The organism is Rhizobium sp. AN68, from assembly GCF_030758035.1.
Lineage (GTDB): Bacteria > Pseudomonadota > Alphaproteobacteria > Rhizobiales > Rhizobiaceae > Agrobacterium > Agrobacterium tumefaciens.
The window spans coordinates 117,915-131,777 of record NZ_JARWMI010000001.1; the positions used below are offsets into that span (position 1 = coordinate 117,915).

The 13,863-nt window shown below is 59.7% G+C and carries 13 protein-coding genes and 1 pseudogene; 10 read left to right on the forward strand and 4 right to left on the reverse strand.

What is annotated here, in order from left to right; genetic code table 11:
- Positions 1 to 174: 174 nt before the first annotated feature.
- A complete protein-coding gene (locus tag RBH71_RS00560; protein ID WP_065703203.1) occupies positions 175 to 594 on the forward strand; it encodes a DUF4112 domain-containing protein in 420 nt (139 codons plus the stop codon).
- 149 nt (positions 595 to 743) lie between these two features.
- Here the strand turns inward: RBH71_RS00560 and RBH71_RS00565 are convergent.
- The 3 genes and pseudogenes from RBH71_RS00565 to RBH71_RS00575 all read right to left on the reverse strand — a co-directional run.
- A pseudogene (locus tag RBH71_RS00565) lies at positions 744 to 948 on the reverse strand (IS630 family transposase); the annotation flags it as partial.
- A 185-nt stretch (positions 949 to 1,133) separates the two neighbouring features.
- The gene (locus RBH71_RS00570) at positions 1,134 to 1,754 is read right to left on the reverse strand and encodes a GDSL-type esterase/lipase family protein (RefSeq protein WP_323686953.1); all 621 of its coding nucleotides are present in this window, start codon (positions 1,752 to 1,754) and stop codon (positions 1,134 to 1,136) included.
- 66 nt (positions 1,755 to 1,820) lie between these two features.
- Positions 1,821 to 2,732 carry a 2-dehydro-3-deoxygalactonokinase gene (locus RBH71_RS00575; RefSeq protein WP_097170251.1) on the reverse strand — a complete coding sequence of 304 codons (912 nt, stop codon included), beginning with the start codon at positions 2,730 to 2,732 and terminating at the stop codon, positions 1,821 to 1,823.
- A gap of 115 nt (positions 2,733 to 2,847) precedes the next feature.
- Here RBH71_RS00575 and RBH71_RS00580 point away from each other — a divergent pair, with 115 nt between their 5' ends.
- The 9 genes from RBH71_RS00580 (at position 2,848) to RBH71_RS00620 (ending at position 12,559) form a co-directional block, all read left to right on the forward strand.
- Positions 2,848 to 3,756, forward strand: coding sequence for a dihydrodipicolinate synthase family protein (locus RBH71_RS00580; protein WP_323686954.1), 909 nt, complete (start codon positions 2,848 to 2,850; stop codon positions 3,754 to 3,756).
- A complete protein-coding gene (locus tag RBH71_RS00585) occupies positions 3,753 to 4,919 on the forward strand; it encodes a mandelate racemase/muconate lactonizing enzyme family protein (protein WP_323686955.1) in 1,167 nt (388 codons plus the stop codon). The genes RBH71_RS00580 and RBH71_RS00585 overlap by 4 nt, the downstream gene beginning before the upstream one ends.
- Positions 4,920 to 4,943: 24 nt before the next feature.
- Positions 4,944 to 6,215, forward strand: a complete 1,272-nt coding sequence (locus RBH71_RS00590) for a sugar ABC transporter substrate-binding protein (protein WP_323686956.1) — start codon at positions 4,944 to 4,946, stop codon at positions 6,213 to 6,215.
- Between the two features lie 67 nt (positions 6,216 to 6,282).
- The gene (locus RBH71_RS00595; protein WP_013637453.1) at positions 6,283 to 7,209 is read left to right on the forward strand and encodes a carbohydrate ABC transporter permease; all 927 of its coding nucleotides are present in this window, start codon (positions 6,283 to 6,285) and stop codon (positions 7,207 to 7,209) included.
- A gap of 10 nt (positions 7,210 to 7,219) precedes the next feature.
- On the forward strand, positions 7,220 to 8,050 hold the full coding sequence (locus RBH71_RS00600; RefSeq protein WP_323686957.1) for a carbohydrate ABC transporter permease: 831 nt from the start codon (positions 7,220 to 7,222) through the stop codon (positions 8,048 to 8,050).
- A gap of 2 nt (positions 8,051 to 8,052) precedes the next feature.
- Entirely contained in the window at positions 8,053 to 9,135 is a 1,083-nt protein-coding gene (locus RBH71_RS00605; protein ID WP_323686958.1) for a sn-glycerol-3-phosphate ABC transporter ATP-binding protein UgpC, read from the forward strand.
- Positions 9,132 to 10,115, forward strand: coding sequence for an NAD(P)-dependent oxidoreductase (locus RBH71_RS00610; protein WP_323686959.1), 984 nt, complete (start codon positions 9,132 to 9,134; stop codon positions 10,113 to 10,115). Before RBH71_RS00605 ends, RBH71_RS00610 begins: the two co-directional genes overlap by 4 nt.
- Positions 10,112 to 11,794, forward strand: a complete 1,683-nt coding sequence (locus RBH71_RS00615; protein ID WP_112361169.1) for an SMP-30/gluconolactonase/LRE family protein — start codon at positions 10,112 to 10,114, stop codon at positions 11,792 to 11,794. Before RBH71_RS00610 ends, RBH71_RS00615 begins: the two co-directional genes overlap by 4 nt.
- A gap of 3 nt (positions 11,795 to 11,797) precedes the next feature.
- Positions 11,798 to 12,559 carry an SDR family oxidoreductase gene (locus tag RBH71_RS00620; protein ID WP_323686960.1) on the forward strand — a complete coding sequence of 254 codons (762 nt, stop codon included), beginning with the start codon at positions 11,798 to 11,800 and terminating at the stop codon, positions 12,557 to 12,559.
- Between the two features lie 457 nt (positions 12,560 to 13,016).
- Here RBH71_RS00620 and RBH71_RS00625 read toward each other — a convergent pair whose 3' ends face one another.
- Positions 13,017 to 13,823: an AraC family transcriptional regulator gene (locus tag RBH71_RS00625; protein ID WP_174041474.1), complete on the reverse strand. Its 807-nt coding sequence runs from the start codon at positions 13,821 to 13,823 to the stop codon at positions 13,017 to 13,019.
- Between the last annotated feature and the right edge of the window lie 40 nt (positions 13,824 to 13,863).

Consider the following 13,863-nt stretch of genomic DNA (forward strand, 5'->3'; position numbering starts at 1 on the left):
GGCCTGAGCGATGCCGGGCGATTGGTGCTGTCACATAGGCAGGATCGAGGCGATTGAGCGTAACTGGTTCGGTTTCAATGGATGCAGATAGCTTGCGCAACGCTCTTGAACGCAACTCTCCACATCCCCATTCATATTAGGCTGAGGCATATCTCTTTTATGGAGCACGATTGTATGACAGCGAGAACGTGGAACGCCCACGGCACATCGGACGACTTCGTGGATAGTGCTGAGCGGCTCCGCCGCCTGCGGCGGCTGTCGGGCATCGCTCGTATGATGGACACAGCGATCCGCATTCCTGGCACGGGAATCCGTTTTGGTGCAGATTCCATCATGGGTTTGCTGCCACTGATTGGTGATGGTGCGGGCGCGATTGTCGGCCTCTATATCGTCAATGAAGCGCGCCGCCTTGGTGTGCCGCAGGAAAAGCTTGCGCGAATGGTTGGCAACATCGCCATGGATGCTCTTGTGGGCAGTGTTCCTGTCTTCGGTGATCTGTTTGATATTTATTTCAAATCGCACCGCCGTAATGTCGATATGATCATCCAGCACTTTGGCATCCCTGGCGACGAGTTGCGGCGGAAGCGCAAATAAGCCTCGACGATGGCCCGAAAAATCCTGGCGGCGGTTCTGGGATCGCAGTCGGTATTTACCGTTTCCTCATCGGTGGTCGAGACTGCGTCCTTCAGCCTGTGCACACATTGTTGGCTGTCGCCTAGGGCGGGTAGGCTCAACTAAGATCCTTCAGTGCTGGATAGAGGCCGCCCCGGCGGACGGAGTCGTCCCTGTTTCGCCGGGGTCAGCCGGCTTTCCTGCGCGCTCGCAATCCACGCGATGGCCGTCAAAACACCAATCGCAAATCTGGACGCTGCTGACCGCGCCGATATGCCATCCCCGTGACGCAGCTAGAACGCGGCTATGCAGATCATTGCTGAAAGCTCGGGCCATGTTGCTTGCGACCAAATCACCAATCGGATCGCTGGAATCAGAATTCCGCCAGTAAGGAGGCCTAAACGCGATTCCGCGTTCAACGGACGTGCTCTATAAACCCAATGGAAATCAGCCTGTGAACACTGCTGGGGACAGTTCGACTCCTTTCAAGAGCCAAAGACAAAGATACCCCTTGTCTCAATTCAACAGACCCAACTTTTTCTAAGCGCTTCCGACCAGACCGCGTAGCCTGCCGCATTCAGGTGAACCAGATCGGGTAAATAATAACGGAACATCGGCAGGCCATTTTCACCAATGAGACCGGCGTTCGGATCAAGCCATGTCGTGTGTTCGCGGCCGTTGCACCAGTCGCGCGCCGTCTGGTTGAAGAGATCGAATTCGTGGCGGTATATCCAGCGCGCCGGACTGTGCTTGATCGCCAGAACAAAGACGTCCGCCTGCGGTAGCGCTCGAGAGATGCGATCGCGCAAATCCTGCAGGTGCGCAAGCGTCGTCTGCGCCTTGAGGCCGTCGCTGGCAATATCGTTTTCGCCGAAATAAAGCACCACTCTACCTGGCTTCAAGGGAACCAGGAGCCGGTCGAGGTAGTGGCTGGCAGAGAGGTAAGTGCCACCGCCAAATCCCAGATTGACGATATCCAGCGAGCCGAGATCCTCGGTGACGGAGCTCCAGATTCGAAACGAGGATGAGCCATAAAAGGCGATCGGATTGTCTGGAAGGCCGATGCGCTGAATGCGGGCCAGAACGGCAATGATATCGTTTTCGTGACGGCTGGTGCCGATATTGGCTGGGAAGTCGTACATGATTGGTCCTAAAGATTGTCTTGAAAGCCGGATGCCGCCATTTCGGCAACCGGCGATCGGCAAGGGTTATAAAAGCGCTTGCCGCAGGACAGTCAGAGCGCCTTTTGTGAGGGCGTCATCCGCACCCATGGATGTCTTGAGCCCGAACACATCGGCGGCAACCAGATAGAGATCGTTCAGCCCGTCATTGCCGACGATAGCTGCCTCGTCTCCTTCCGCATACCATCCGGCCTCGCGGGCTTGCCGAAACTCCTGCCCGATGACCAGTCCTCGCACATAGGATCGCAACTGATCCGGCGAAAGCCGGCCCGCAAGCCCGCCGGTTCGCGCCGAAAACAGCAGCGACAGCATGGCGGCGGATCGTTTTGCCTCTGTCAGACCCCAGCGATAGGCCTCCTGATCATCGACCGGCGGCTGCGTGGAACCGCGCGCGATGAAGGAGTGATTGATAAGCAGGTTGAAGATTTCACCGGTGACGAATGTCTGGAAGCCATCGATCCTTCCCGCCGTCACCCGCGCCCATTTGCTGTGTGTTCCAGGGATGATGAGGGTGGCGTCTTCGCCTAGGCCGTGGCCGACGATCTGGGTTTCTTCACCACGCATCACGTCCGGGAAGGGCTGGCGGGCGGGATCGGTCAGACCGGGCAGGAAGACGAGATCGGACCCGTTCGGCAGCGACCTGCGCACCGTGCCGGCGGCAAGTTCCGTCGGGCCTGCCGGGCATGGCACATAAGCGACCTCGACCCAGCCATTTCGGCTGGTGATCATGCCGAGTGCGGCGACGGGCAAGGCCCCATGGCGTGAAAACCAGGGTGCGAGTGCATCCATCAGCGCCGCCTCGTGCTCACCCTTGCCAAGGCTCGAAATACCGTCGGCGGTTTCAAGATGATCGAGTTCTTCGCCGCCTTCATCAACGAGCGCCGCCCTCAATGATGTCGTTCCCCAATCAACGATGATCGATGTCGCCGGTGCTGCCATGTCTTGAACCTCCTCGTTCATTTCATCTTGGGGCTTGTCATAGGTCGCAAGTCTATATAGTGTCAATTAGTGAATTCAAGGTATCAAAATATGATACTTAATCGGGAGGAGAAAGATGGTGGCTGGCCTTAAAGGGATTTTGCCTGTTCTGCCTACGCCGTTTCTGGCTGATGGCGGCATTGACGAAGCGGGTATGAAGCGACTGGTGGTCTTTGCGCTCGACAAGGGCGTCGATGGTGTCGTGTTTCCCGGTTTCGCCAGCGAGGTGGAGACTTTGAACGCCGCCGAGCGTGCGGCGTTGCTGAAAATTGTCGTCGATGTGGTGGCCGGGCGGGTGCCGGTCGTGGCCGGGGCAAGTGCGGCCGACTGGCGTGATGTGGTTGAGCACGGGCGGGCGGCATCGGCGCTTGGCATCCGCTACCTGATGGTGCAGGTGCCCAAGTCGGTCGGCACGGATGCGCCGGCGCTGATCGAATTCCTCGGCAGGATCCTCGAGGCGCTGCCCGAAGTTGAAATCATCCTGCAGAACGCGCCCGCGCCGCGCGGCTCCGACCTTTCGCCGCAGGCGATCGTGGAAATCGTGCGGGCGTTGCCGCAGGTGACCTATGTCAAGGAAGAGACGCTTCCTGCCGGCCCGGCTATCAGCCACATCGTCGCCCATGCGCCTTCGACACTGAAGGGCGTCATCGGCGGGGGCGGCGCGCGTTACATTCTCGACGAATATGCCCGAGGTGCTACGGCGGCAATGCCGGCGCTGGAGATCGCCGAGGAACATGTTGCCATCGATCGGGCGCTTGTTGCCGGGCGGCAGGAGGAGGCTCGTCGGATTTATGTCCGCACCCTGCCTCTTTTGGTGCTGCAGGCGGTCTATCGCATGCGGCTGACCAAATATGTGCTGGCCCGCCGCGGCGTGATCGAAGGCGTCGGTGTGCGTGCGCCGACACCCGAGCTTGATGCGGCGGCCATTGCCGATATCGACGCCAATCTGGTCGAACTAGGCCTTGTTGCCGTGGAGGCCGCATGAACAGCCCCATCGCAAGCGTCGAAGTCTTCACCCTGACGCAGCCGCGCAAAGTGCCTTATCTCGGCGCCTTGCGTGAAGGTGAGTTGGTCAATCCCAACGGCTATATCGTACGCAAGGGAAATCGCACGGTCTACCCGACCTTCGACCGCAGCGTGCTGGTGCGCATGACGACCGAGGCCGGTGTTGTTGGTTGGGGTGAGACCTATGGTATCGTCGCCCCCGGTGCGGTCGCCGCTCTCATCAACGATCTTCTCGCCGGTTTCGTGATCGGCCGCGATGCTTCGAACCCTTCGGCGATCTATGACGACCTTTACGACATGATGCGGGTGCGCGGTTATACCGGCGGCTTCTACGTGGATGCGCTCGCCGCGCTCGATATTGCGCTATGGGATATTGCCGGACAGGAAGCCGGCAAGTCCGTTCGCGACCTGCTCGGCGGCGGCGTGGATACGTTTCCGGCCTATGTTTCAGGCCTGCCTGAAAAGACGCTCAAGGCCCGCGGGGAACTGGCGAAATACTGGCAGGACCGCGGTTTCAACGCCTTCAAGTTCGCAACGCCGGTGGCAGACGATGGCCCGGCGGCCGAAATGGCGAATCTCCGGAAGGTGCTTGGACCCGATGCGAAGATCGCCGCCGACATGCACTGGAACCAGACGCCGGAACGGGCGCTGGAACTGATTGCCGAAATGCAGCCCTTCGACCCGTGGTTCGCCGAGGCTCCGGTCTGGACGGAGGACATTGCCGGTCTGGAGAAGGTTTCGAAGAATACCGAAGTGCCGATTGCAGTTGGTGAGGAATGGCGCACCCATTGGGATATGCGCGCCCGCGTCGAGCGCTGCCGCATTGCGATCGTGCAGCCGGAAATGGGCCATAAGGGTATCACCAATTTCATCCGTATCGGTGCTCTTGCTTCCGAGCACGGCATCGATGTCATCCCGCACGCCACCGTTGGCGCCGGCATATTTCTTGCCGCCAGCCTCCAGGCGTCGTCGACATTGCCAACGCTCAAAGGTCACGAATTCCAGCATTCGATCTTCGAGCCGAACCGTCACCTGCTGGAAGGCGACATGGATTGCCGGGAGGGCAGGTATAACCTGCCGTCCGGACCCGGACTTGGGGTAAGGCCGTCGGAGGCGGCACTCGGTCTGATTGAACGTATCTGAACTGGTTTTTTGGAGGAGGAAGCCATGAACAAGACAATAAGCCGATTGGCGCTCGGCACCGCGACCGCCGTTTTGATGACAATGGGCAGCCTTGCCCCGGCCAGGGCCGATACCGTTCTGAAATTCATTTCTTGGCAGACGGACGATGCCGGCACAGGCGAATGGTGGCATTCGGCCATTGCCGCCTTCGAAAAACAGCATCCGGGCGTGAAAATCGAATTCACCAAGGCCGAGCGCAGCTCGTATGCCGACACGATGACGACGCTTTTTGCGGCCAACCAGCCGCCGCAGATCGTGCATCTGGCGTCGTTCGAATTTCAGATGTTTGCCGATAGCGGCTGGCTCGAGCCGCTCGACCCGTGGCTGAAGAAGGACGGCATCGACATGACCGGCTGGGCCGGCCAGCAGAAATGCGAATGGAATGGCGAAACCGTCTGCATCATGACCAACTATTTCGGTTTCGTGATGGCCTACAACAAGAAGCTTCTCGAAGAAGCGGGCGTCACGGTTCCGAAGACCTATGACGAGTTTCTGGCCGCGGCAAAAGCGACAACAAAGGATCTGAACGGCGACGGCATTATCGACCAGTTCGGCACAGGCCATGAAACGAAAGGCGGTCCGGGTCAATATCTGACGGAGATGCTGAACTACATCCTCGACGCTGGCGCCTACTGGACCGACAAGGACGGCAATATCACCATCGATACGCCGCAGATGGTGGAGGGTCTTTCACGCTGGAAAACCGTGATGAAGAGCGGGATTAGCCCGGTCGACATGAGCGCCAGCGACGTGCGCAAGCTGTTTGCCGATGGCAAGATGGCCATGCGGCTGGACGGCCCCTGGCTTTACGGCACCACCGAAAAAGGTTCGGCCAAGACTGACATCATTTACGCCGCACCGCCGCTTCATCCGCCGCTTGGCGGTTCGTCCAATGTACTCGCCATGCCGGCCGATATTCCCGACGACCAGAAGGCATTGGTCTGGGATTTCATCAAGCTGACGATGTCACCGGAATTCCAGCGCAGCTATGCCACCCTTGGCGGAAACACGCCACCGAGCCCGACCGCCGACGTCTCGGGTGTCGAAAAGACCATCCCGCATTTTCCGGTGCTGATCGAGACGATGAAGGCCGCGTCCGAGGCGGGGATCGACCGCATTCCGACCGGACTTGAGCTCTTCTACAACGAGTTCAGCAAGATGGTGATGGAAGAAAGCCAGCGGATGATCATTCAGGATCTCGATCCGGCGGCGGTGGCGAAAACCATGCAGGCAAAGGCCGAAGCCATCAAGGGTTGATCCCGTTGTCTTGCCATGGCCCGGAAAGGGCCATGGCCATCATCCGCATCCGGCAGGAGGACCATCCATGACCGAACCCGTTCGGGCTGGGCGTCGCAAGTTCTTCGATCTTGCGCGCCCCAGCCGGCAACATCTCCTCGGCTATATTCTGATCGCGCCCGCAGTCCTGATGGTTGCCGCCATCATCGTCTGGCCGCTCGTTTTGGCCATCGACCTGTCGTTCCAGCAGGTCAAGATACCACGGCTTGGCGGTGCCAGCCGGCCGTTCTCGCTGAGCAATTACACATGGTTGTTCTCCTCGCCGGAATTCTGGCTGGCCTGCTGGGTGACGCTGAAGCTGGTTATCGTCGTAACCGCCGGCAGCGTCGCCGTCGGCCTCAGCACGGCGCTTCTGGCCAATAATCGCTTCAAGGGCCGCACCGTCGCGCGGCTGGGAATGGCGCTGCCCTGGGCGGTGCCGGAAATCATCGCGGTCGTCATCTTTGCATGGATGTTCGACACCTCCTTCGGCCTGTTCGGTTGGCTGGCGATCAAGCTCGGTTTCACCGACCAGATGATCCCCTGGGTCAGCAGTTCCACGGCCGCCTTCTGGGCCGTTGCCATCACCATGGTGTGGAAGGGCTTTCCTTTCGTGTCGATCATGTGTCTGGCCGGTCTGCAGTCCATTCCCACCGATTATTACGCCGCTGCCAAGGTGGATGGCGCCAGTGTCTGGCAGCGGTTCCGCTGGATCACCATGCCGTTGCTGATGCCGGTTCTCGGGGTCACGCTGGTGCTGACCCTGCTTTGGGTGTTCCGCGACTTTTCCATCATCAAGGTTCTGACCGGCGGCGGCCCGCTGCGTTCAACCCAGACGCTGTCGATCATGACCTATGACCAGGCCTTCCAGTATCACAACTTCGGTCGCGCCGCCGCCGTCGGCGTGCTGACGCTGGTGATCTGCATCATTGCCAGCCTGCTGATGCTCGGCCGGCGCTCGAAATCAATCTACTGAGGAGGCTTTGATGAAACGTAGCTTTGCCCAGAGCCTTGCCCTCTACGCGACGGTGATCTTTACGCTGGTGATGATCCTGTTCCCGGTCTACTGGCTGCTGGTTACCGCCCTTTCCACCACCGACGAACTCTACCGCCTGCCACCGACTTTCTGGCCGGACGATCCGCAATGGGACATTTTTGCCCGTGTCTGGGCGGCAAAACCGATCCTTCTGTGGCTGTGGAATTCGATGCTTGCCGCAGTCGGCTCGGTTGCGCTGTCGATGCTGGTTTCGGTCAGCGCCGGTTACGCCCTGTCCCGCTATTCGATGCGGGGCGGCGCTACCATGGGAATGTTCGTTCTAGCAGCCAAGATGCTGCCCGCCACGCTACTCGTCATCCCGCTGTTTTCGATCTTTTCGAGCTTCGGTCTGATCGGCAGCCTATGGACGCTTGTGCTTGCACATTCGACCATGATCATTCCCTTCGCGACCTGGATGCTGAAGGGTTATTTCGACACGATCCCCAAGGAACTGGAACAGGCTGCCATGGTCGACGGCTGCTCGCCGATCGGCGCCATGGTGCGTGTCGTGCTTCCCATCGCAACACCGGGGCTTGCTGCCACCGCGCTTTACGCCTTTGTGCTCAGTTGGGCCGATTACGCCTATGCGCGCACCTTTCTGGTCAACTCGCCGGACAACTGGACCGCCAATCTCGGCATCACCACGATGCAGGGCGAATATGTCACCTATTGGAACGACATCTCCGCCGCATCGGTGTTCATCGCGCTGCCGATCATCGCAATCTATCTGTTCCTTGAACGTTATTTGGTCGGCGGTTTGACCGCTGGCGCGGAGAAATAAGCATGGCCAATATTTCGATTCGCAACGTCAGCAAGTCCTATGGCGCGCTCAACGTGCTCAGGCCCTTTTCGCTTGAGATCGAGAACGGCGAGTTCGTGGTGCTGGTCGGACCTTCCGGTTGCGGCAAGTCGACGATGTTGAAAATCCTTGCTGGTCTCGAACCGGCAAGCGAAGGGCAGATCTTCATCGGCGACAATGAAGTCACGGACCTGGCGCCCGGGGACCGCGACATAGCCATGGTGTTTCAGAATTATGCGCTCTATCCGCATCTGACGGTTCGCCAGAACATCGGCTTCGGGCTGAAGATGCGCGGCACGGACAGGCATGAGATTGACCGCCGGGTCGACGATGCGGCGCGCATTCTGGAAGTGACGCCCTATCTGGATCGCAAGCCCAAGGATCTGTCAGGCGGTCAGCGGCAGCGCGTGGCTCTGGGACGAGCGATCGTGCGCCAGCCGCAAGCCTTCCTCATGGACGAGCCGCTGTCCAACCTCGATGCCAAGCTGCGTGTCCATATGCGTGCCGAAATCGGCGCTTTGCACAAACGCATCGGAGTCACCACCGTCTACGTGACGCATGATCAGGTCGAAGCCATGACCATGGCGGACCGGGTCGTGATCATGCAGGGCGGCATCATCCAGCAGATTGCCGCACCGGACGAACTGTTCAACAACCCGGCCAATCTTTTCGTTGCCGGTTTCATCGGCTCGCCGGGCATGAACTTCCTCAATGCGCAACTGCGTGACGGCACTGTTACCCTGTTTGGGCAACATGTTTCCGTGCCGGGCGCGGCTGATCGCCAAGGCAGCGTGATCGTCGGTCTGCGGCCGGAACATCTCGTTCTCGGCGATGCGCCGGTCACCTTCGATGTTCACCCGACGCTGGTGGAAAGCCTCGGATCGGAAAAATACGTCTATTTCGACGCGGATGGCGCAAGGGTGGCCGATGGCGAGGAGGGCAAGTCCAAGGGTCTGATCGCGCGCGTCTCGCATACCGGCAATCTTCCTGGCAACGAGACACTCCGGCTCGGTTTCGATCCGGCCAAGCTTTATCTCTTCGATGCAAAGACCGGAGAACGGCTATGATCCTCGTCACCGGATCGGCGGGCCGTGTCGGTCGTGCCGCTGTCGCCGCCTTGCGCGCACAGGGCCGCACCGTTCGCGGTTTTGATCTCAGGCCATCGGGAACCGGCGGCGAGGAAGTCGTCGGGTCGCTGGAGGATGCGCAGTCACTGTCCGAAGCGATGAAAGGCGTAAGCGCTGTCCTGCATCTGGGAGCGTTCATGTCCTGGGCTCCGGCAGATCGCGATCGTATGTTCGCTGTCAATGTCGAGGGTACGCGCCGGCTTCTGGATGCCGCTTCAGCATCTGGCCTGCGGCGTTTCGTGTTCGCTTCCTCAGGCGAGGTCTATCCGGAAAACCGACCGGAATTCCTGCCGGTCACCGAGGATCATCCGCTTTGCCCCAATTCGCCCTATGGCCTGACCAAGCTTTTGGGCGAAGAGCTGGTGCGCTTTCACCAGCGAAGCGGCACCATGGAAACGGTGATCCTGCGGTTTTCGCATACGCAGGATGCGGCGGAACTGCTGGACGAAGAGAGTTTCTTTTCCGGTCCCCGGTTTTTCCTGCGGCCGCGCATCCGCCAGCAGCAGAATTTCGGAAACACCGTCGTCGCCGAATTGCTCCAGTCCCGCGATATCGGTGAGCCGTCGCACATTCTGGCGCGCAACGAAAACGGCCGGCCGTTCCGCATGCATATAACCGAGACACGAGATATGGTGGCAGGAATTCTGCTTGCCCTCGATCACCCCGACGCGGCGGGCGGCATCTTTAATCTCGGCGCGGATGAACCCGCCGATTTCGCCGTGCTTCTGCCGAAGATTGCGGCGCTGACCGGCCTTCCCATCGTGACAGTCGATTTTCCCGGCGACGGCGTTTATTACCATACGTCCAACGAGCGGATCAGAAACACTTTGGGGTTTGAAGCAGAATGGACGATGGACCGGATGCTGGACGAAGCGGCGGCCGCAAGACTGGAGCGACTCGCGAAGGAGCAGAGGCGATGAAGCCCGAGACCCCGGGCGGCACGGCGGCGCTGGCCAAGGGGCTAACCCTGCTCGATATGGTTGCCGACGCGCAGGAACCGCTACGTTTTGCCGAGTTGTTGCGCGCCTCCGGCCTGCCGAAGCCGACCTTTGCACGCATCCTGCGCACCCTTATCGCCTATGGTCTCGTCCGTCAGGATGCGGCCCGGGGCACTTATGTTTTGGGCCAGCGTTTTCTGGAAATGTCCCATAGGGTCTGGGAGAGTTTCGATCTCGTCTCGGCGGCAACCCCGGAACTCGAGCGGCTGGCGGCCGAACTGGGGGAAACGGTTGCGCTGTGCCGGCTTGACGGCACGATGACGCAATATCTGGCCGAACGTTCGCCGAATGGCCTTTCTGTGCGCGTCGAGGTGGGGCGCCGCGTCCCCCTGCATTGCACAGCACCCGGCAAGGCACTGCTCGCCTTTCAGGACCCCGCCGTCGGCCGTGCCCTCTTGGACCGTCTGACGCTGGATGTGCAGACCCCGAAAACCATCACCACGCTCGATGCGCTCCAGGCCGACCTGACGTTGACCCGGGCACGTGGCTATTCGATTTCGTATGAGGAGCACTTGCCAGGTGTAAATTCGGCAGCCGCGCCTGTCATGGGTCGCGACAATACGCCGATCGGCGTGCTTGTTGCGCTTGGCCCATCATCGCGGCTCAGTTCCTCCAATATCCATCCAGCCGGGCGCGAATTGATTGCTGCCGCCCGCCGTATCACGGGTGCGGCTGGGGCTGTCGCCATTAGTTCCAGGCCCAGACCCCGGTCTGTCACCGGCCGTCCGAGTGCCGAGCTGAGTTGCGTCTTGCCATGGGGCGCACAGCTTGGCGAGAGTCCAGTGTGGCACGATGGCGAAAATACGCTCTACTGGGTCGATATTCTTCATCCCGCTGTCCACCGGTTTGATCCAGCAAGTGGCCGGAACGAAACCTGCGAGACCGGGAAGTTGGTCAGCGCGGTCATTCCGGTTCGCGGTGAGCGTCTGCTGGTGGCGTCTCAGGATGGGATCGAATGGCTGGATTTTGCATCAGGTCGCCTCACACCCTTCGTCAGCCCGGAGGCAGGCATCGTCGACAACCGCTTGAATGATGCCAAATGCGGGCCTGACGGCGCGATATGGGTGGGATCGATGAGGATTGACGCCTCCAAGCCCACGGGTGCGCTTTATCGTATCAGCACCGATGGCGCATTCGAACGCAAGGAAGGCGGCATCATTGTCTCCAACGGCCTCGGCTGGAGCGCGGATGGGAAAACCTTCTACTTTGTTGACACGGTACCTGGCCTCATCCACGCCTATGATTGCGATCCCGCGACCGGAACGCTGTCGGGATGCCGCGAATTCGCACGCATTCCCGTCGCTGACGGCCGGCCGGACGGTCTTGCGGTGGACGCGGAAGGAGGGGTCTGGTGTGCGATCTGGGATGGCTGGTCCGTGCGCCGTTATCTTCCAAACGGGAAGCTCGACCAGGTAATTGAGATGCCGGTGCCCCGTCCCACCAGCATCGCCTTTGGTGGCCCGGATCTGTCGACGCTGTTCATCACCAGCGCCCGCACCCGCCTGCCGGCCTCGACACTCGCCGACGCGCCTCTGTCAGGTGGACTGTTTTCCTGCCGCCCGGGAGTTTCCGGTGCGCACGTCTCATTGTTCGAAGGATAAAGGATGAACCTTGAAAACATCTTTGGCCTGAAGGGCCGCGTGGCGCTCGTTACCGGTTCAAGCCGTGGGATAGGAGCGGCGATTGCCGAAGGGCTGGCTGGGGCAGGTGCCCATGTCATCCTGCATGGCGTCAAGCCGGGCGCCACAGCGGCTGTACATGAGCGGATTGTTACGCACGGGGGAACGGCGGATCATCTGGCAGGCGATCTCTCCGAAGTCGGGGCTGGTCGGGATCTTATCGAGCGAGCAGAGGCCATCGCACCACTCGATATCCTTGTTATCAACGCCAGTGCCCAGATCAACGCCCCTCTATCGGCGCTGACGCCAGGTGATCTGGCGTTTCAACTGGCGGTCAATCTGGTCTCGACGGTCGACATGCTGCAGACGGCACTGCCGCGAATGTCGGCTCGGAAATGGGGCAGGATCGTCTCCATAGGATCAGTCAATCAGCTAAGGCCCAAAAGCGTCGTTACCGCCTATTCGGCGACGAAGGCCGCACAGCACAATTTAATTCAAAGTCAGGCTAGAGATTATGCCCGCGACAACGTGTTGCTCAATACTCTCGCTCCCGGCCTCATCGATACGGACCGCAACGCTCATCGCCGCGTCGACGACCCGGATGGCTGGAATGAATATGTAAGCTCATTGAACTGGATGGGGCGGGCCGGGCGACCGGAAGAGATGGTGGGGGCAGCTGTCTTTCTGGCGTCGGAGGCATGTAGTTTCATGACGGGCGAAACGATTTTTCTCACCGGAGGTTATTGAGCGGGTGGATATTGAAAAAATGCAAAATGTCCCGAACGCAGGTGTTGGCCCAGCAACTTTTGCGGTGATCGTCTGGAGAGGTCGTCATTCGAAAAACCAGCGCCGATAATGTGGCGATTGTGCGGGCCTGGCTTCGACGTTGTCATCACGGAGCTGCCGCATACTATCATCCACTCATGCGTCTGCTTGATTTGCCGAACTTCATCCTCACGCCGCATGTGGCGTGGGTAAGAAGCGCAGCGGTCCAGTCGCTGGTCTATCAGCTGATCGACAATGTCGAGGCGTTCTAGCGCGCCCTTCGTTTGACCGTTATAGCTTCTCATGTAATCGAGAAATGCGCGCATGGCGGCACGTGGGAGGCGGGTCGTAAAAACCATTGCGGTAGGAGAGTGTCCATTGGGAGGAAGCTTCGCCAGCCGGCCGATTTCCTTTCAGGTGTCGCTGTACCTTCTAACGTTCAGCGGTCGAAGTTTCCCAGATATCGGGCAGGCGATGTGCCAAGCGCTTTCTTGAACATGGTTATGAATGCAGAGACGGATTGATATCCAAGATCCCCCGAAACCTGCTGCACCGTTGCCCCCGCTGCAAGGCTTCGGATTGCGACAATCACCTGCAATTGTTGTCGCCAGCGGCCGAAGGTAAGGCCCGTTTCGCTTTGAACGAGACGGGCGAGCGAATTCTCACTCATCGCCACTCGTTTTGCCCATTGCGCCATCGTACTGCGATTGGATGGATCGTCTGCCAGCTCGGATGCGATGCGTGCAAGCCGGGGCTCGTCCGTCAGCGGGAGGTGAAGATGCTCGACCGGCATCCGCGACAATGCCGACAGAAGCAGCGTTTCCATGAGCTCTAAGTCAGCAGTCGCGGCAGCCGATTGGTCGGCCATCTCGATGATCAGTTCCCTGACGAGCGGAGACAGGGAAAGCGTGCAGCACCGGTTCGGCAGATCGGCAGCCCCCGGCTCGATGAACAGGAAAAACAAACGTGCGTTGGCGGTGGCCAAATTGCTGTGAAGCATGCCCCCTGGAACCCAGACGCCACAATGAGGCGGAACCATCCACATGCCGCTTGGGACGCGACAAGTCACGCCTCCCAGCAGCGGCATGACAAGCTGGCCCTTACGGTGCTGGTGTTCGGGAGCCTCGCGTTCATTCTGAGACACGTCGATCCTCACAGCGCGAACGCGCGATGAAGAGCTTTCGACATCATGGTCGGCGAGGGCACCGGACAGGGATAGTGGTGGCTGGGGGTATTTAGTGATCATTAGAGGGAATATCTAAATTCGTCCGATCGGTTTGTCGATA